We start from the raw sequence: 17,580 nt of genomic DNA on the forward strand, positions 1-17,580 counted from the left end.
TGGATGTAACGCCGTGCAGACGACCGGTCAGGAGGACCCGGCATGGCTGTCGAGCAGGGCCATGAAGGCTCTGGCCGCGTTCGACAGCGTGCGTTCGGTATGCAGTATGTAGCCTAGCTGGCGTGACAGCTGTATGCCGGGCAGGGCGATGGGCGCGACCTGCTCATCGAGCATAGTACGTGGTAGCACACTCCACGCCAGGCCGATGGAAACCATCATCTTGATGGTTTCCAGGTAGTTGGTGCTCATGGCGATGTTCGGTGTCAGGCCCTGGCTTTCGAACAGGCGCTGGACAATGTGGTGGGTGAAGGTATTGCCACCGGGAAAAACCGCCGGGTGGCGGGCGACATCGGCCAGGTCGACCTGGCCATTGCTGGCTAGGGGGTGTTCCGGCGCGGCCACGAAGTCCAGGGCGTCGTCCCAGACCGGGACGGCGCGGACCAGGTGGTGAGGCTCGGGAGCGAGGGTGATCACGGCGATTTCCGCGCGGCCATGGAGAATTTCATCATAGGCCGCTTCTGAATCGAGGAACTGGATGTCCAGCGCCACCGACGGGTACTGGCGGGTGAAGGCGCGCAGCAGCGGGGGCAGACGGTGCAGGCCTATATGGTGGCTGGTGGCCAGGGTGAGACGACCGGTTACCTCGCCGGTCAGGTTGGTCAGGGCGCGGCGGGTGTCATCCAGTACATTGAGGATCTGGTAGGCGCGAGGCAGCAGGGCCCGGCCAGCCTCGGTCAGGGTCACCTCGCGGCCCAGGCGGTCGAACAGGCGCACGTCCAGTTGCTGTTCGAGCCCGGCGATGCGCTTGCTGATGGCCGGCTGGGTCAGGTGCAGGCGTTCGCCGGCCCCGGAAAAGCTGCCGGTTTCGGCGATGGCGATGAAAGCGCTGAGGTTGGCGAGATCCATCTTTCGGATTCCTGATGGTTATGCAAAGCATGAAAAATATGAATTTGAGTTATTCAATCTATCGCCATAGGATCGTCCGTACAAGCCAAGGGGTCTTTGGCATAGAAAGACGCTGATGAGGAACAGTCTGATGGCTGGCAAAACGCTCTACGACAAACTCTGGGACGCCCATGAGGTCAAGCGCCGCGACGACGGCTCGTCCTTGATCTACATCGATCGCCACATCATCCACGAAGTGACGTCGCCCCAGGCCTTCGAAGGCCTGCGCCTGGCCAGCCGCAAGCCATGGCGCATCGACGCCAACATCGCCACCCCTGACCACAACGTGCCGACCACGCCGGAGCGCAAGGGCGGTATCGAGGCCATCGTCGACCAGGTGTCGCGCTTGCAGGTGCAGACCCTCGATGAGAACTGTGACGAATATGGCATCGTCGAATTCAAGATGAATGACGAGCGTCAAGGCATCGTCCACGTCATCAGCCCCGAGCAAGGCGCTACCTTGCCGGGCATGACCGTGGTCTGCGGTGACTCGCACACTTCCACCCATGGTGCCTTCGGCGCCCTGGCTCATGGCATCGGCACTTCCGAGGTCGAGCACGTGCTCGCCACCCAGTGCCTGGTGGCCAAGAAAATGAAGAACATGCTGGTGCGTGTCGAGGGTGAGCTGCCGGCCGGCGTCACCGCCAAGGATATCGTGCTTGCCGTGATCGGCAAGATCGGCACAGCGGGTGGCAATGGCCATGCCATGGAGTTTGCCGGCAGCGCCATCCGCGCATTGTCGATGGAAGGCCGCATGACCATCTGCAACATGTCCATCGAAGCTGGCGCCCGAGTGGGCCTGGTGGCGGTCGATGACACCACCGTGAACTACGTCGAAGGCCGCCCCTACGCGCCCAAGGGCGAGCAGTGGAAGCAAGCCGTCGCCAGCTGGAAGGGCCTGGTGTCCGATGCGGATGCGGTGTTCGACACCGTGGTCGAGCTGGACGCCGCGCAGATCAAGCCGCAGGTCAGCTGGGGCACTTCGCCGGAGATGGTCCTGGCCGTCGACCAGCACGTGCCGGACCCGGCCGCCGAGCCTGACCTGATCAAGCGTGGCTCGATCGAGCGCGCGCTCAAGTACATGGGGTTGGCCGCCAACCAGGCGATCACCGACATCAAGCTCGACCGCGTGTTCATCGGCTCGTGCACCAACTCGCGCATCGAAGACCTGCGCGCCGCCGCCGAGATTGCCAAGGGCCGCAAGGTCGCCGCCAATGTCAAGCAGGCGCTGGTGGTGCCGGGCTCGGGCTTGGTCAAGGCTCAGGCCGAGCGCGAAGGGTTGGACAAGATTTTCATCGAGGCCGGTTTCGAATGGCGTGAGCCGGGCTGCTCGATGTGCCTGGCGATGAACCCGGACCGCCTGGAGAGCGGCGAGCACTGCGCGTCCACCTCCAACCGTAACTTCGAGGGCCGCCAGGGCGCCGGTGGCCGCACCCACCTGGTCAGCCCGGCCATGGCCGCCGCTGCCGCGGTGACCGGCCATTTCATTGATGTCCGCGAGTTGATCCAAGGGAGCGCAGCATGAAAGCCTTCACCCAGCACATCGGCTTGGTCGCGCCATTGGATCGTGCCAACGTCGACACCGACCAGATCATCCCCAAGCAGTTCCTGAAGTCGATCAAGCGCACCGGCTTCGGCCCGAACCTGTTCGACGAGTGGCGCTATCTTGACGTCGGCCAGCCTTACCAGGACAACAGCAAGCGCCCGTTGAACGAGGAGTTCGTGCTCAACCATGCGCGTTACCAGGGTGCCAGCGTGTTGCTGGCCCGTGAGAACTTCGGCTGTGGTTCGAGCCGCGAGCACGCCCCCTGGGCGCTCGATGAGTATGGTTTCCGCAGCGTGATCGCCCCCAGCTTCGCCGATATCTTCTTCAACAACAGCTTCAAGAACGGCTTGTTGCCGATCATTCTCGACGCTGCCGAAGTCGACGAATTGTTCAAGCAGGTCGAGGCCAACCCGGGCTACCAACTGACCATCGACCTCGAAGCCCAGGCGGTGACCCGCCCGGACGGCAAGGTGCTGAAATTCGAGATCGACGCATTCCGCAAGCATTGCCTGCTCAACGGCCTGGACGATATTGGCCTCACGCTGCAGGACAGCGACGCGATCAAGGCGTTCGAGGGCAAGCACCGCGCCAGCCAGCCCTGGTTGTTCCGCGACGCTTGAGCGATTGCGGTTTGCCCAGCATCGCCTCGCGAATGTGAGCTACGATGCCGGGCCGGATTTTTCGGCGCACCGACAAGGCGCGCCGCTTGATTGGATACGAGGAAAGCATGAGCAAGCAGATTCTGATTCTCCCAGGTGATGGCATCGGTCCGGAAATCATGGCCGAGGCGGTCAAGGTGCTGGAGCTGGCCAACGACAAGTTCCAGCTCGGCTTCAGCCTCGCCCACGACGTGATCGGTGGTGCGGCCATCGACAAGCATGGCGTGCCACTGGCCGACGAGACCCTCGAGCGTGCGCGCCAGGCCGATGCCGTGCTGCTGGGCGCCGTGGGCGGCCCGAAGTGGGACAAGATCGAGCGTGACATCCGCCCGGAGCGCGGCCTGCTGAAGATCCGCTCGCAACTGGGCCTGTTCGCCAACCTGCGCCCGGCGATCCTCTACCCGCAACTGGCCGATGCCTCGTCGCTCAAGCCCGAGATCGTCTCCGGCCTGGACATCCTCATCGTCCGCGAGCTCACCGGCGGCATCTACTTCGGCGCACCGCGCGGCCAGCGCGAGTTGGAAGGCGGCGAGCGCCAGGCCTACGACACCCTGCCGTACAGCGAAAGCGAAGTACGCCGTATCGCCCGCGTCGGTTTCGACATGGCCCGCGTGCGCGGCAAGAAACTGTGCTCGGTGGACAAGGCCAACGTCCTGGCTTCCAGTCAGTTGTGGCGCGAAGTGGTGGAAGAGGTGGCCAAGGACTATCCGGACGTCGAGCTGAGCCACATGTACGTCGACAATGCTGCCATGCAGCTGGTGCGCGCGCCCAAGCAGTTCGATGTGGTGGTGACCGACAACATGTTCGGCGACATCCTGTCGGATGAGGCTTCCATGCTCACCGGTTCCATCGGCATGCTGCCGTCGGCGTCGCTGGACGCCGATAACAAGGGCATGTACGAGCCCTGCCACGGTTCGGCGCCGGACATCGCCGGGCAGGGCATCGCCAACCCACTGGCGACCATCCTCTCGGTGTCGATGATGCTGCGTTACAGCTTCAACCAGTCGGCCGCCGCCGAAGCCATCGAGCAGGCAGTCAGCCTGGTGCTGGACCAGGGCCTGCGCACCGGTGACATCTGGTCGGCCGGTTGCACCAAGGTCGGTACGCAGGAAATGGGCGACGCAGTAGTCGCAGCGCTGCGGAATCTGTAATCTCTCTGGCCCGCCACCAAAAATTCCCGGTGGCGGCCCACTTTTAGCAAAGGTGTAGTTGCGATGAAACGTGTAGGTCTGATCGGTTGGCGTGGAATGGTCGGTTCCGTGCTCATGCAGCGGATGCTCGAAGAGCAGGACTTCGACCTGATCGAGCCGGTGTTCTTCACCACCTCCAATGTCGGTGGTCAAGGCCCTGCCGTGGGCAAGGATATTGCCCCGCTGAAGGATGCCTACAGCATTGAAGAGCTCAAGACCCTCGACGTGATCCTGACCTGCCAGGGCGGCGACTACACCAACGAAGTCTTCCCCAAGCTGCGTGAAGCGGGCTGGCAGGGTTACTGGATCGACGCCGCCTCTTCGCTGCGCATGCAGGATGACGCGGTGATCATCCTCGACCCGGTCAACCGCAAGGTCATCGACCAGCAGCTGGATGCCGGCACCAAGAACTACATTGGCGGCAACTGCACCGTCAGCCTGATGCTGATGGGCCTGGGCGGCTTGTTCGAAGCCGGCCTGGTCGAGTGGATGAGCGCCATGACCTACCAGGCGGCTTCGGGTGCCGGCGCGCAGAACATGCGCGAGCTGATCAAGCAGATGGGCGGTATCCACGAGTCGGTCGCCGACGACCTGGCCAACCCGGCCAGTGCCATTCTCGACATCGACCGCAAGGTGGCCGAAGCCATGCGTGGCGAGGGCTTCCCGACCGAAAACTTCGGCGTACCGCTGGCCGGTAGCCTGATCCCGTGGATCGACAAGGAGCTGCCGAACGGGCAGAGCCGCGAAGAGTGGAAGGCCCAGGCCGAGACCAACAAGATCCTCGGGCGCTTCAAGAGCCCGATTCCGGTCGACGGTATCTGCGTGCGCATCGGCGCCATGCGTTGCCACAGCCAGGCGCTGACCATCAAGTTGAACAAAGATGTACCAATGGCCGATATCGAAGGGCTGATCAGCCAGCATAACCCTTGGGTGAAGCTGGTCCCGAACCAGCGTGAGATCAGCATGCAGGAGCTGAGCCCGACCAATGTGACCGGGACGCTGAATGTTCCTGTCGGGCGGCTGCGCAAGCTGAACATGGGGTCGCAGTATCTTGGGGCCTTTACGGTGGGCGACCAACTGCTGTGGGGGGCGGCCGAGCCGCTTCGTCGGATGCTGCGGATTCTGCTGGAGCGGTGATTCGGCGTTGATTTGATGCTTGATTCGAGAAGCCCGTGCCTTGAGTGGTGCGGGTTTTTTTATGGGTGGGTAATTGGGGGATGCTCTGGTTAGCTAGTTGGTTAGTTGGTTCTGGGGTATGTGGGCATATCCGTTTGCTATGTAGACGCTGAATCACCTTTCCGCCCTTACGGCGGGTTACTTTGGTCTTGGCCAAAGTAACCAAAGCCGCTCGCTCCATCATACGGCCCCTACGCTGCGCTCCGGGGTCCCTTCGCTCCGGCGCCTTCCGGGCCCGCGCGGCCTACGACTTGCTGCGCAAGTCTACATCTCGCGCCTTCGGCTAACGCCGAAGGGTGCTGCGCACCTGGCCCTCCAGACGCCTGCGCTCAGCCTCCTGAAGTCGCGAAGTTACGGGCGGCGCCTGGGCAGGCGCAGCTGTCGCTAGTTGACTGTTCTTGGCCTTGAGTGCGTATTCGCCGGCACAGCCGGCTCCTACAGGACGGTGCACACTCCATTGTAAGAGCCGGCTTTGCCGGCGAATCATCGGAACAAACAACCCATCCATCACAGTGTTACCCACACTCTGAAAACCGAAGCCGAAGCCGAAGCCGAAGCCGAAGCCTATACTCCCAATCCCTACCCCAGCATGGAACGCCCCAAATGTCCCTGGAAAAAAAAGGCTCCTGCCTTTGCGGCAAAACCCACCTCAAGGCCATCGTCGACAACAACCAGATCAGCGCCTGCCACTGCAGCATGTGCCGCAAGTGGACCGGCGGCCCGCTGCTGGCCGTGCATTGCACCCAGCCCCCGCAGATCGAAGGCCCCGAGCCCAGTGTCTACGATTCGTCCCCCTGGGCCCAGCGTGGCTTTTGCGGCCACTGCGGCACCCACCTGTTCTATCGCGTGAAACAGAGCGATATCTACATCCTGCCCATCGGCCTGCTGGACGACGACGAGGCCTGGGACTTCAACATGCAGATCTTCATCGACGAAAAACCCGCCTGGTACTGCTTCAAGAACGAGACCCAGGAATTGACGGGCCAGCAAGCGTTCGAGCTGTTCACATCGCAATAGAAAACACCCGGCACACTTGCCAAACCCCAGCATTCCTGAGAAAACGGCGCCCTTTGTTTGAATGCCCCAGGGAGAATCCGATCATGACCAGTGAACTGCACATCACCGACCTGCACGAAGGCGACGGCAAAACCGTGGTCAAGGGCGCGCTGATCACCACCCAGTACACCGGCTGGCTGGCCGACGGCAGCGAGTTCGACTCGTCCTGGTCGCGCGGCAAGCCGTTCCAGTGTGTGATCGGCACCGGCCGGGTGATCAAGGGCTGGGACCAGGGCCTGATGGGCATGCGCGTCGGTGGCAAGCGCAAGCTGCAGGTGCCCGCGCACCTGGGCTATGGCGAACGGACCATGGGCAAGATTCCACCGAATTCAGACCTGACCTTCGAGATCGAACTGCTCGAAGTACTGACCCGCGACGATTGAGCCCCTGCCACAAATCGGCAACACGCGTGCGCTAACGTGGGCTTTGTCCATGGAACGGCATGTGCACTCATGGAGGAACCAAACGGGTTGAGGGCACTCTGACCCTCACTCGCTGCCACGGATGGCATTCACGACAGGGAAGCCCTGCGGCCTCGGCCGCAGGGCGATGTGGCGGGGCATCCTGATCCTCCTTGTCACAAGAGCCTGTCCTGATGAAGCTGCCAACTCTCCTGCGCCGTCCTCGCCACCTGCTTTTGAGTCTGGCGCTTGCTGCCGCAGCCGTGCCGCTGGCACTGGGTGTGGTCGAAAGCCACGAACAGGTGGACGGCACCCAGACACTGGTGTTCCTGCGCCACGCCGAAAAACCAGGCGAGGGGCTTGGGCAGTTGAACTGCCAGGGGCTTAACCGCGCCCTGGACTTGGCCACCTTGCTGCCGGAGCGCTTCGGCAAGGCCGACTACGTGTTCGCCGCCAACCCCTCGCGGCAGGTCGAAGAAGGCAGCCAGGACCAGAGCTACAGCTACATTCGCCCGCTCATGACCATCACCCCCAGCGCCATCCGCCTGGGCCTGCCGGTGAACATCGACTACGGTGCCAACGACACCGACGACCTCGCCGAAGAGCTGCTGCGCGACAAGTACCGCAACGCCACGGTCTACACCGCCTGGTCCCATGGCTACCTCCCCGAACTCATCAATACCGTGGCCGGCAAGGCCCTCGGCGAGAAGCGGGTGATCACCGAAAACTGGAGCGGTGACGATTTCGACACGCTCTACGTGCTCACCCTGACCTGGCGCGACGGCAAGGCCAGCCTGCTCAGCCGCAACGTGCGCCAAGGGCTCGACCACGGTGCCCATGGCTGTCCGACCTGACCTGCTGCTACTGTCTCGGTCTGCAGACGTGGACAGGGATGTGCGATGAGCCAGCGGGTGACAGTGATCGGTGGAGGGGTGGTCGGCCTGGCGACAGCCTACGCATTGGTGCGCGAAGGGCTGTCGGTCGACCTGATCGAGGCACGCGACAGCCTGGCCAGTGCCACCAGCTTCGCCAATGGCGGGCAGTTGTCCTATCGCTACGTGGCGCCGCTGGCCGATGCGGGCGTGCCCTGGCAGGCGCTTGGCTGGTTGTTGCAGGGTGATTCGCCGCTGCGCTTGCGGCTACGCATGGACCCTGCGCAGTGGCGATGGTTGGCGGCTTTTGTACTCGCGTGCCGACGTACCACAAACCAGCGCAATGCGGGCCATCTGCTGAACCTGGCCCTGGAAAGCCAGGCAGCCCTGGCGCGTTGGCGCGAAGACGATGGCCTGGAGGGCTTTGCCTGGCGGCGCAACGGCAAGCTGGTTGCCTTTCGTACACCAAAGGCCTTCGCCCACGGACGTGGTCATTTGCTTGACCCGCAGAGCCAGCAGGTACTGGCCGCTGTCGATCTGCGCAAGCTGGACCCGGCGTTGGCCGATGTGCCTTTTATCGGTGGGGTGTTCACGCCCGACGAGGAAGTCGCTGATTGCCACTTGTTCTGCCAGCGTCTGGCCGAGCGTCTGCGGGCGTCCGGTCTGTGCCGAATCTTGTTGGGCAGCCACGTTTCTCGGGTGATCACGCGTGATGACAGGGTGGTCGGGCTGGCGCTTGGGGGGGAACAACTGGATGTCGAACGCCTGGTGCTGTGCGCCGGTCACCGCAGCCCGGGGCTGCGGTTACCCGGGCTGACGCTGCCAGTCTACCCACTGAAAGGCTACAGCCTGAGTGCCCCCATCACTGCCGCGCACCGGGCGCCGGAAGTCAGCATCACCGACTACGAACGCAAGATCGTCTATGCACGGCTTGACCAGAAACTGCGGGTGGCGGCGATGGTGGACATCGTCGGCTACGACGAATCGGTGGATGCTGGCCGGCTGCGCAGCATGCGCCGGCTGGCGGGCGAGACGTTGCCGGGAGCCGCGGATTACAGCCAGGCAGTGGAATGGGCTGGGATGCGGCCGGCGACGCCGACCGGGGTGCCAATCATCGGTGCCACGGTGTACCGCAACCTGTGGGTGAACCTGGGGCATGGGGCGCTGGGGTTCACCCTGGCATGCGGCAGTGGCGAGCGATTGGCCAGGATGTTGTGTTGATTGTACCGGCCTCTTCGCCGGCAAAGCCGGCCCCTACAAGTTTGGCGCTTGTCGCAAGCCTGTAGGAGCCGGCTTTGCCGGCGAAGAGGCCGGTACCGTCAACCTTCACTCAACGCCCGAAGCGCATCGGCCAGCCCACCACTTTCTTCGCCCGTGGCGTGGCGTAGGTGCGCACCTTTGACGTGCTCAACCCCATCCGCACCAGCGATTCGGTGATAGTCACCGCCGCACTCACGCCATCGACCACCGGCACCCCGGTGCGCTGGCGAATCTGCTCATCGAGCCCGGCCATCCCGCCACAACCCAGGCAGATCACCTCGGCCTTGTCCTCGCGCACGGCGCGCTCGGCCTGTTCGACGATGGCTTCCACTGCGCGCCGTGGGTCGGCCTCGAGTTCGAGTACCGCCAGCCCGCTGGCGCGCACCGAGGCGCAACGCTCGTACAGGCCGGACAGCCGCAGACGGTCCTCGATCAACGGCACGGTGCGGTCCAGGGTTGTCACCACCGAGTAGGCGTGCCCCAGGTACAGGGCGGTGCTGGCGGCTGCATCGGTGATGTCCACCACCGGTACGTCGAGCAACTCTTGCAGGCCCTCGCGGCCGTGCTCACCGTAGCCGGCCTGGATCACGGCGTCGTAGGGACCTTCATAGGCCAGCACCCGGTCCATCACGGCAATGGCGGCCAGGTAGCTCTCGAAGTTGCCCTCGACCGACTCGGCCCCGAACCAGGGGGTCAGGCCGACGATCTCGGTTCCGGGCGCGGCGACGCTGCGCGCCTGCTCGGCGATGGCCTCGGTGATGGCTTCGGTGGTGTTGACGTTGGCAATCAGAATACGCATGGAACATCTCCCTGAATTCAGTGGCTGCTGTGGTCGACGGCGATTGACTCGCCACTGACATCGGCGTACTGGCCGTGACGTGGCGTGATCAGTAGGTAAACGGCCGCGGCGATGCCAGCCCCGATCAGCCACGAGAACGGCGCCACGCCGTGGAAGTTGGGCACCAGGGCCAGGATGATGGCCAGCAGGGCGGCGGGTATGAAAGCCGCCACCGCGCGCAGGTTGATGCCGCGGGTGTAGTGGTAGGCGCCGGCGGGGTTCTCGCTGTACAGCTCGGGCACGTTGATGCGGCCCCGGCGCAGCAGCCAGTAGTCGGCCATGATCACGCCGTACAGCGGGCCTAGCAGGGCGCCGAGGCCTGAGAGGAAGTACACGATCACCAGCGGGCTGTTGTAGAGGTTCCACGGCAGGATTACCACCGCCAGGGTGGCGCTGATCAGGCCAGCGCGGCGGAAGTTCAGGTGGCGCGGCGCCAGGTTGCTCAGCACGAAGGCTGGGGCGACGAAGTTGGCCATGATGTTCACCGCCACGGTGACGATCAGGAAGGCCAGGCAGCCCAGCACCAGGAAGGCGGTGTTGGGGACGCTGGCGACGATCTGCGTGGGGCTGTCGATGATCTGGCCGTTGATCTGGAACTGCGCGCCGCACAGCACCACGGTGATCGCGGCGAACACCAGAATGTTTACCGGCAGGCCCCAGAAATTGCCCACGCGGATGGTCTTGCGGCATGGCGCCGAGCGGGCGAAGTCGCAGAAGTTGAGCACCAGTGTGCCGTAGATCGCCAGCCACAGGGCGCCACCGGCGAAGATGTTGCGCCACATCTCGTAGCCGCTCAGTGGTTCGGTCACCGACCAGGCGATGCGCGCGTCGGCCTTGACGTACATGAACACCGCCAGGCTGGCTACCGTGAGCAGGATCACCGGGCCGGCGAACGCTTCATAGCGGCGCACCATTTCCATGCCGTAGGCGAGGATCACCAGTTGCACCAGCCAGATGCCCACGAAGCACACCCAGCCCAGGCTCGACAGCCCGAGGATGCTGTCATGGTCATAGGCGGCCACCTGTGGCCACACGGCGGTCAGCAGCACGCGCAGCACCACCGAGGCGAGGTAGGTCTGGATACCGAACCAGGCGATGGCGATCACGGCGCGGATCAGTGCCGGGATCTGCGCGCCGTGGATGCCGAAGGCGATGCGGCTGATCACCGGGAACGGCACGCCGGTCTTCTGCCCCATGTAGCCGGACAGGTTCATGAAGCAGTACACCAGCGCCGCGCCGATCGCCAGGGACAGGAGGATCTGCCAACCGCCAAGCCCCAGGGCGAACAAGCCCATGGCGAAGGAGTAGTTGGCAATGTTGTGCACGTCGTTGGTCCACAGCGCGAAGATGCTGTAGCCACCCCAGCGCCGGCCTTCGAGCTTGGTCGGGGCGAGGTCGCGGTTGTGCAGACGGGGGCTCAGCTCGAGGTCGGTCGGGTGGCCTTCGAGTGGGGTGGGGGCGGGGTGGGTGCTGGCAACGGAAAGTTCAGGGGCAAGGTCGAGGCTGCTACTCATTCCGGCGGCTCCTGATGCGGTTGACTGCGATGAGCGGGCGCTGGCGCACGGGCTCGCCATCTCGTCGGTGCAGGCGTTGGCATCACTGGGTTCTGGGCGCGGCGGTCGCGGTTCGGGGCGACGCTGCGGGTTATTGTGTATTTATGTTTTTATCAACTTGTATACAAAACGCGAACACACAAAAGCCAGTTCCATGCCATATGGAATCCAACTTTCTCTTTGCCATTACTTTGAATCTATTGATTAATTTTATAACTAGCTGAAATAGCGAAATTAAAAATTGACTGAATGAACAGTTTTTAATTTTTTGAAGGTCTTTTAGTTGATCGAGTGGTCAGATTTATGGGCGAGGAGTGTGTAACCTAATGGGGCATCATTTGGTAAAAGTGCACACAAAAACGGCACTTAAGGTGACATTTGTGTGTACAAGATGATTTGGCGAGACCTCTGTAGGAGCGGCTTTAGCCGCGATCACGCGCGCAGCGGGTGCCAGAACCGTGTTGTTCGCATCGCGGCTAAAGCCGCTCCTACAGGGCTGCGCCGTTGTTGCGGAATCTACAGGGCCGATCACGCCATCGGCGGCAGGCGCCGTTTCACCGGGGACTTCTTGATGATTGCCGTATTGGTTTCGGCCAGTACATTGAGGCGATCGAGCAGGGTGTCCAGTTGTTCCATCGAGCGCACATGCAGGCGGGCGATGAAGCAATCCTCGCCGGTGACCTTGTCGCACTCGGTGAACTCGGGAATGGCGACGATTTGCCGTTCCACCTCCTGCAACTGCCCAGGCAGCGGGCGGATGCGCACGATGGCCTGCAACTGGTAACCGAAGCTACGGGCATCGACCTCCACGGTGTAGCCGCACAGCACGCCGCGTTCCTCCAGGCGGCGCAAGCGCTCGCTGACGCTGGGCGCGGACAGCCCGCTGATCTGGGCCAGGGCCTTCAGCGAGCGGCGCGAGTCTTCCATCAGAGCATTGATCAGCAGTTGGTCGATAGCGTCGGTCATGTTCACCTCGTTAGGCGATAGTCTCTATTTGCCTTGATAGTAAAGGTGATACCTGGAAAACACCTTCGCTATCCGCTGGATGGCTGCCTCCTGTCCTCCGCATACTGTGCCCATCATCGACAGGAGGTGTGAGATGGACAATTCGCTGCGCCGCGGTACCTTGGAAATGGTTGCCGCCATGCTGATCTCCGGGACCATCGGCTGGTTCGTGCTGGTGTCCGGGCAACCGGTGTTGGAGGTGGTGTTCTGGCGCTGCGTGTTCGGGGCCGGCACCTTGCTGCTGATCTGCGCGGCCATGGGCTTGCTCAAGCCCGGTGTGCTGACCCGCGCGACCTTCCTGCTGGCGGTGGCCAGTGGGGTGGCCATCGTTGGTAACTGGGTGCTGTTGTTCGCCTCCTACTCGCGGGCCTCCATCGCTATCGGCACGGCGGTGTACAACGTCCAGCCGTTTTTGCTGGTGGGGCTGGCGGCGTTGTTTCTCGGCGAAAAGATCACCCTACCCAAGCTGACCTGGCTGAGCGTGGCCTTCCTCGGCATGCTGGCCATCGTCAGCGCCCATGGCGCCGGGCAGGGCAGTGGCGGCGAGTACCTGCTGGGCATCGCCCTGGCCTTGGGCGCGGCGTTTCTCTATGCCGTGGCGGCGCTGATCATCAAGCGCCTGACAGGCACGCCACCGCACCTGATCGCGCTGGTCCAGGTGAGTACCGGTGTGTTGCTGCTGGCGCCCTGGGTGAAGCTGGGCGGGCTGCCGGACGAACTGCCGGCACTGGGCAGCCTGGTGACGCTGGGGATCGTGCATACAGGGTTAATGTATGTGTTGCTGTACAGCGCTATCCAGCGGCTACCCACGGCACTGACCGGCGCCTTGTCGTTCATCTACCCGATCGCGGCTATCCTGGTCGACTGGGTTGCCTTCGGCCATCGCCTGGCGCCACTGCAGTGGCTGGGCGTGGGGCTGATCCTGCTGGCGGCGGCGGGCATGCAGCAGGGCTGGTGGTTCCGGCGGTTCGCGGGGGCAGCACAGCAACGGTGAAGGTCAGTTGCGGGACAAGCGGTTAGAATGCCGCTTTTATCGAACCAAAGCCGAACATGACCTCAGCCATCGCCACCCTATCACAGCACCTGCTCGCTGCCCTCGATCCCGCGCCCCAGGAAACCCGCCGCCTGTTCCATGGCCGTGGCCGTTGCTGGCCGGGGCTGGAACAGATCACCGTCGACTGGTTGGATGGCGTGCTGTTGGTGGCGCTGTTCCGCGAACCGCCCGAAGGCCAGTTGGCCGAACTGGAGGAAATGCTCAAGGCCCTGGCGCAAGGCCCGCAGTGGACTGGCCAGGCCATTCTCCTGCAGCACCGCTACCTGCCCGACAGCCCCGGCCAATGGCTGCTGGGCGAGCCGTGCCAGCAGCGCGAGGTGGTCGAGGATGGGCTTAGGTACCTGCTCGACCTCGGCGTGCGGCAGAACAACGGCCTGTTCCTCGACATGCGCTATGGCCGTCGCTGGGTGCGCGAGCAGGCGGCGGGCAAGCGGGTGCTCAACCTGTTCGCCTACACCTGCGGTTTCTCTGTGGCGGCGATTGCTGGCGGCGCCGAGCAGGTAGTCAACCTGGACATGGCCAAGTCGGCGTTGTCCCGTGGCCGCGACAATCACAGGCTCAACGGCCATGACGCCTCGCGGGTCGCCTACCTGGGGCATGAGCTGTTCAAGTCGTGGGGCAAGGTGCGCAAGTATGGGCCGTATGACCTGATCATCATCGACCCGCCGACCTTCCAGCGTGGCAGCTTCGTGCTGACCCAGGACTACAGCAAGATCCTGCGGCGGTTGCCGGAGTTGTTGAGCGAGGGCGGGACGGTGCTGGCCTGTGTCAACGACCCGGGGATCGGGCCGCAGTTCCTGATCGAGGGCATGGCCGAGCAGGCGCCGGGGTTGGTGTTCGTCGAGCGGTTGGAGAACCCGCCGGAGTTTCCGGATGCCGACCCCGAGGGTGGGTTGAAGGCGTTGGTGTTCCGTTCGCAGGCTTGAAATGCTGTTCGCCAGCAAGCTGGCTCCTACAGGAGATTGCGTGGGGCTGTAGGAACCGACTTGCTGGCGAAAGCGTTTACTTGTCGGTGTAGATCTGGTCGAACACGCCACCATCGTTGAAGTGGGTCTTCTGCACGGTGCGCCAGTCACCGAAGGTTTTCTCCACCGACAGGAAGTCGACTTTCGGGAAGCGGTCGGTGTATTTGGCCAGCACCGTGGCGTCACGCGGGCGCAGGTAGTTGTTGGCGGCGATCTCCTGGGCTTCGGGCGACCACAGGTACTTCAGGTACGCCTCGGCCACGGCCTGGGTGCCTTTCTTCGCCACCACCTTGTCGACCACGCTCACCGGCGGCTCGGCTTCGGCCGACACGCTCGGGTAGATCACTTCGAACTGGTCGCGGCCGAACTCGCGGGCGATCATCTCGGCTTCGTTCTCGAAGGTCACCAGCACGTCGCCGATCTGGTTGGTCATGAAGGTGGTGGTGGCGGCGCGGCCGCCGGTGTCCAGCACGGGCGCTTGCTTGAACAGCTTGCCGACGAAGTCGCGGGCCTTGCTTTCGTCACCGCCCTGCTTGAGCACGTAGCCCCAGGCCGACAGGTAGGTGTAGCGGCCGTTACCCGAGGTCTTGGGGTTGGGCACGATCACCTGCACGCCGTCCTTGAGCAGGTCGGGCCAGTCCTTCAGCGCCTTGGGGTTGCCCTTGCGCACGATGAACACGGTGGCCGAAGTGAACGGTGCGCTGTTGTTCGGCAGGCGCGTCACCCAGTTGTCTGGCACCAGCTTGCCATTGTCGGCCAGGGCGTTGATGTCGGTGGCCATGTTCATGGTGATCACGTCGGCCGGCAGGCCATCGATCACCGCGCGCGCCTGCTTGCTCGAGCCACCAAAGGACATCTGCACATTGACCTTCTCGTTGTGCTCTTTTTCCCAGTGTTTCTGGAAGGCCGGGTTGTAGTCCTTGTAGAAGTCGCGCATCACGTCGTAGGAGACGTTGAGCAGGGTGGGGGCGGCCTGGGCGAGGTTGCCCAGGGCCAGGCCCGCGGCCAGCAGCGAGGCGCTGAAAAGTTTTTTCACTGGGGGCATTCCTTGTTCTGGTTCAAAGGGTTGGCGATTTGCCAGCGACTATAGCGGGTGGCTTTGCGCGGGTTAAAGAACAAAACGGTCTTTGGTTATGTCGTTGTCATCGCAGGCCCTCTCGCGGCTGAAGCCGCTCCTACAGGCATCACGAAAAACCTGTAGGAGCGGCTTCAGCCGCGAGAGGGCCGCTACAAGCACCTTCACTGCTTTGGAAATAACGCATTACCACAACGCGAACAGAACGCTGCGCCATGTTCGTGGTGATGCTTGGCGCAGGTCGGGCAGTCGTGCTGCAGCTGTTCGCCGCGCAGGGCATTGGCCAGTTCGGCGGTGAAGATGCCGGTGGGCACGGCGATGATCGAGTAGCCAGTGATCATCACCAGTGACGACAGCACCTGCCCCAGCGGTGTCTTCGGCACGATGTCGCCGAAGCCCACGGTGGTCAGGGTGACGATGGCCCAGTAGATGCCCTTGGGGATGCTGGTGAAGCCATGTTCCGGCCCTTCGATCACATACATCAGCGTGCCGAACACGGTGACCAGGGTCGACACGCTGACCAGGAACACGATGATCTTCTGCTTGCTGCCCTGCAGCGCCGCCAGCAGGTAATGCGCCTGTTTCAGGTAAGGGCTGAGCTTGAGCACGCGGAAGATCCGCAGCATGCGAATCACGCGGATCATCAGCAGGTACTGGGCGTCGCTGTAGTACAGGGCGATGATGCCCGGCACGATGGCCAGCAGGTCCACCAGCCCATAGAAGCTGAAGGCGTAGCGCAGCGGTTTGGGCGAGCAGTACAGGCGGGTGATGTACTCGGCCAGGAAGATTGCCGTGAACCCCCATTCGATACCCGCCAGCAGCCCGGCGTAGTTGCGGTGCACATCGTCGATGCTGTCGAGGATCACCGTGACCAGGCTGGCCAGGATGATCAGCAGGAGGATCTTGTCGAAGCGTCTTCCAGCGACGGTGTCGGTCTGGAAGACGATGATGTAGAGCCGCTCGCGCAGGCTCGAAGGGTTGTCCATGGGCGCGTTCCATCTTGAGGATGGGCAGAGCCTAGGGGCTGTGTTTCAGCTGTGCAAGCGAGGCGCGTTGCGGCGCTGGCTGAGGTGCAGCAGGTAGTTGCCCAGGTGCATCAACCAACAGGCGGTCACGAACGGTGCGGTCAGCCCGGCGATCGGCAACCAGTTGAACAGCGCTTGCAGCAGCAGCGCGCAGGCAATCGCCAGCAGGGTCACCCAGGGCTTTTCGCCCTGGCGACTGAAGGCCAGCGCGGCCAGTGCCGCGTTGAAGCCGTACAGGCCCAGCCAGGCGCCCTGGGCTTCACCGGCCAACAGCGCGACGCCGCCGCCGATCGCCGAGCCGATCACCGCCCAGGTGGCGGCATACGGGTTGGCGAAGTACATACCGGCGACGATCAGCAAGCCGGCTATGGGCTTGTCGAGCAGGAAAATCTGCCCCACGCCACGCAGCAGAGCATACATCGGGTCGGCCTCGACGTAGCCGTTGGCTGTGGGTGTCGCCATCAGCAGGGTGATCCACCCCAGGAGCACGAAGGGCGCGGTGTAGGCGACCAGCAGCTTGCCGCCGTGCTTGCGCCATTGGTGGGTGAGCATGCTCGACAGGCCGCCGGCGGCGATGATCAGTGGCGGCAGGATCGCCGACCAGGGCAGCACGGCGCTGATCAGCAGGCCGATCAGCACGCCGTTGTAGCAGTACAGCCCGGCCTGGCGGTCAGCACGGTCGTAGCCACGGCGCTGGGCGGTGAGCAGGCCGGCGAGGGCGCCGAGCAGGGCGCCGCCGACCAGGTCGGGGGCGGTCAGCAGGATGGCCAGCAGGCAGCACAGGCCGCACAACGGGTTGCGCAGCAGCAGCACCTGGCTGAAGCCGTTGAGCAGCGCCGTGGCCCAGTCGGGGCACGGGTTGACGAAATTCTTGGTGTACATGGGCAGTCAGTGAAGTGAGTGGAAGCGGTGGGCCTCTTCGGGCCTCGGGTTTCCCGCAGTGCAAAGGGGAGGGCTTTG

At 63.4% G+C, this 17,580-nt stretch carries 17 protein-coding genes; 10 read left to right on the top strand and 7 right to left on the bottom strand.

Annotation, left to right across the window (positions count from 1 at the left end; translation table 11 throughout):
• Positions 1–27: 27 nt before the first annotated feature.
• The gene (locus IM733_RS01800) at positions 28–906 is read right to left on the bottom strand and encodes a LysR family transcriptional regulator (RefSeq protein ID WP_248919279.1); all 879 of its coding nucleotides are present in this window, start codon (positions 904–906) and stop codon (positions 28–30) included.
• A 130-nt stretch (positions 907–1,036) separates the two neighbouring features.
• Here IM733_RS01800 and leuC point away from each other — a divergent pair, with 130 nt between their 5' ends.
• The 8 genes from leuC to IM733_RS01840 all read left to right on the top strand — a co-directional run bounded on the left by leuC (position 1,037) and on the right by IM733_RS01840 (position 9,066).
• Entirely contained in the window at positions 1,037–2,470 is a 1,434-nt protein-coding gene (gene leuC, locus IM733_RS01805) for a 3-isopropylmalate dehydratase large subunit (RefSeq protein ID WP_248919280.1), read from the top strand.
• The gene (gene leuD, locus IM733_RS01810; RefSeq protein ID WP_138221324.1) at positions 2,467–3,111 is read left to right on the top strand and encodes a 3-isopropylmalate dehydratase small subunit; all 645 of its coding nucleotides are present in this window, start codon (positions 2,467–2,469) and stop codon (positions 3,109–3,111) included. Before leuC ends, leuD begins: the two co-directional genes overlap by 4 nt.
• Positions 3,112–3,218: 107 nt before the next feature.
• Positions 3,219–4,301, top strand: a complete 1,083-nt coding sequence (leuB, locus tag IM733_RS01815) for a 3-isopropylmalate dehydrogenase (protein WP_011532915.1) — start codon at positions 3,219–3,221, stop codon at positions 4,299–4,301.
• Between the two features lie 63 nt (positions 4,302–4,364).
• The gene (gene asd / locus IM733_RS01820) at positions 4,365–5,477 is read left to right on the top strand and encodes an aspartate-semialdehyde dehydrogenase (protein WP_248919281.1); all 1,113 of its coding nucleotides are present in this window, start codon (positions 4,365–4,367) and stop codon (positions 5,475–5,477) included.
• 642 nt (positions 5,478–6,119) lie between these two features.
• Positions 6,120–6,533, top strand: a complete 414-nt coding sequence (locus tag IM733_RS01825) for a GFA family protein (RefSeq protein WP_248919282.1) — start codon at positions 6,120–6,122, stop codon at positions 6,531–6,533.
• An 83-nt stretch (positions 6,534–6,616) separates the two neighbouring features.
• Complete coding sequence (locus tag IM733_RS01830; RefSeq protein ID WP_011532918.1) at positions 6,617–6,955, top strand: FKBP-type peptidyl-prolyl cis-trans isomerase; 339 nt, start codon at positions 6,617–6,619, stop codon at positions 6,953–6,955.
• Positions 6,956–7,167: 212 nt separating this feature from the next.
• A complete protein-coding gene (locus tag IM733_RS01835; protein ID WP_248919283.1) occupies positions 7,168–7,827 on the top strand; it encodes a histidine phosphatase family protein in 660 nt (219 codons plus the stop codon).
• Between the two features lie 45 nt (positions 7,828–7,872).
• Positions 7,873–9,066 (top strand): D-amino acid dehydrogenase, encoded by a 1,194-nt coding sequence (locus tag IM733_RS01840; protein WP_248919284.1) that lies wholly within the window; start codon positions 7,873–7,875, stop codon positions 9,064–9,066.
• Positions 9,067–9,175: 109 nt separating this feature from the next.
• On the opposite strand, the gene IM733_RS01845 is transcribed toward IM733_RS01840, so the two are convergent.
• From IM733_RS01845 to IM733_RS01855, 3 genes are all read right to left on the bottom strand, one after another.
• Positions 9,176–9,904, bottom strand: a complete 729-nt coding sequence (locus tag IM733_RS01845; RefSeq protein WP_248919285.1) for an aspartate/glutamate racemase family protein — start codon at positions 9,902–9,904, stop codon at positions 9,176–9,178.
• Positions 9,905–9,921: 17 nt separating this feature from the next.
• Positions 9,922–11,457 carry an NCS1 family nucleobase:cation symporter-1 gene (locus IM733_RS01850; protein WP_248919286.1) on the bottom strand — a complete coding sequence of 512 codons (1,536 nt, stop codon included), beginning with the start codon at positions 11,455–11,457 and terminating at the stop codon, positions 9,922–9,924.
• A gap of 567 nt (positions 11,458–12,024) precedes the next feature.
• Positions 12,025–12,462 (bottom strand): Lrp/AsnC family transcriptional regulator, encoded by a 438-nt coding sequence (locus IM733_RS01855; protein ID WP_248919287.1) that lies wholly within the window; start codon positions 12,460–12,462, stop codon positions 12,025–12,027.
• Between the two features lie 133 nt (positions 12,463–12,595).
• Between IM733_RS01855 and IM733_RS01860 the strand changes: the two genes are divergently transcribed.
• Both IM733_RS01860 and IM733_RS01865 read left to right on the top strand, forming a co-directional pair.
• Complete coding sequence (locus IM733_RS01860; protein ID WP_248919288.1) at positions 12,596–13,495, top strand: DMT family transporter; 900 nt, start codon at positions 12,596–12,598, stop codon at positions 13,493–13,495.
• A 56-nt stretch (positions 13,496–13,551) separates the two neighbouring features.
• Positions 13,552–14,481 carry a class I SAM-dependent methyltransferase gene (locus tag IM733_RS01865; RefSeq protein WP_248919289.1) on the top strand — a complete coding sequence of 310 codons (930 nt, stop codon included), beginning with the start codon at positions 13,552–13,554 and terminating at the stop codon, positions 14,479–14,481.
• Between the two features lie 76 nt (positions 14,482–14,557).
• Here the strand turns inward: IM733_RS01865 and IM733_RS01870 are convergent, their stop codons facing one another.
• The 3 genes from IM733_RS01870 to IM733_RS01880 form a co-directional block, all read right to left on the bottom strand.
• Positions 14,558–15,556 (bottom strand): sulfate ABC transporter substrate-binding protein, encoded by a 999-nt coding sequence (locus IM733_RS01870; protein ID WP_248919290.1) that lies wholly within the window; start codon positions 15,554–15,556, stop codon positions 14,558–14,560.
• Positions 15,557–15,759: 203 nt separating this feature from the next.
• Positions 15,760–16,581 carry an ion transporter gene (locus IM733_RS01875; protein ID WP_248919291.1) on the bottom strand — a complete coding sequence of 274 codons (822 nt, stop codon included), beginning with the start codon at positions 16,579–16,581 and terminating at the stop codon, positions 15,760–15,762.
• A gap of 45 nt (positions 16,582–16,626) precedes the next feature.
• The gene (locus IM733_RS01880) at positions 16,627–17,502 is read right to left on the bottom strand and encodes an urea transporter (protein WP_248919292.1); all 876 of its coding nucleotides are present in this window, start codon (positions 17,500–17,502) and stop codon (positions 16,627–16,629) included.
• Between the last annotated feature and the right edge of the window lie 78 nt (positions 17,503–17,580).

It is taken from the genome of Pseudomonas entomophila, assembly GCF_023277925.1.
Classification (GTDB): Bacteria; Pseudomonadota; Gammaproteobacteria; order Pseudomonadales; family Pseudomonadaceae; genus Aquipseudomonas; species Aquipseudomonas entomophila_D.

Excerpts from the sequence above, each read along its gene's own strand:
- IM733_RS01800 (WP_248919279.1), bottom strand. The coding sequence starts at position 906 with ATGGATCTCGCCAACCTCAGCGCTTTCATCGCCATCGCCGAAACCGGC.
- leuC (WP_248919280.1), top strand. The coding sequence starts at position 1,037 with ATGGCTGGCAAAACGCTCTACGACAAACTCTGGGACGCCCATGAGGTC.
- leuD (WP_138221324.1), top strand. The coding sequence starts at position 2,467 with ATGAAAGCCTTCACCCAGCACATCGGCTTGGTCGCGCCATTGGATCGT.
- leuB (WP_011532915.1), top strand. The coding sequence starts at position 3,219 with ATGAGCAAGCAGATTCTGATTCTCCCAGGTGATGGCATCGGTCCGGAA.
- asd (WP_248919281.1), top strand. The coding sequence starts at position 4,365 with ATGAAACGTGTAGGTCTGATCGGTTGGCGTGGAATGGTCGGTTCCGTG.
- IM733_RS01825 (WP_248919282.1), top strand. The coding sequence starts at position 6,120 with ATGTCCCTGGAAAAAAAAGGCTCCTGCCTTTGCGGCAAAACCCACCTC.
- IM733_RS01830 (WP_011532918.1), top strand. The coding sequence starts at position 6,617 with ATGACCAGTGAACTGCACATCACCGACCTGCACGAAGGCGACGGCAAA.
- IM733_RS01835 (WP_248919283.1), top strand. The coding sequence starts at position 7,168 with ATGAAGCTGCCAACTCTCCTGCGCCGTCCTCGCCACCTGCTTTTGAGT.
- IM733_RS01840 (WP_248919284.1), top strand. The coding sequence starts at position 7,873 with ATGAGCCAGCGGGTGACAGTGATCGGTGGAGGGGTGGTCGGCCTGGCG.
- IM733_RS01845 (WP_248919285.1), bottom strand. The coding sequence starts at position 9,904 with ATGCGTATTCTGATTGCCAACGTCAACACCACCGAAGCCATCACCGAG.
- IM733_RS01850 (WP_248919286.1), bottom strand. The coding sequence starts at position 11,457 with ATGAGTAGCAGCCTCGACCTTGCCCCTGAACTTTCCGTTGCCAGCACC.
- IM733_RS01855 (WP_248919287.1), bottom strand. The coding sequence starts at position 12,462 with ATGACCGACGCTATCGACCAACTGCTGATCAATGCTCTGATGGAAGAC.
- IM733_RS01860 (WP_248919288.1), top strand. The coding sequence starts at position 12,596 with ATGGACAATTCGCTGCGCCGCGGTACCTTGGAAATGGTTGCCGCCATG.
- IM733_RS01865 (WP_248919289.1), top strand. The coding sequence starts at position 13,552 with ATGACCTCAGCCATCGCCACCCTATCACAGCACCTGCTCGCTGCCCTC.
- IM733_RS01875 (WP_248919291.1), bottom strand. The coding sequence starts at position 16,581 with ATGGACAACCCTTCGAGCCTGCGCGAGCGGCTCTACATCATCGTCTTC.
- IM733_RS01880 (WP_248919292.1), bottom strand. The coding sequence starts at position 17,502 with ATGTACACCAAGAATTTCGTCAACCCGTGCCCCGACTGGGCCACGGCG.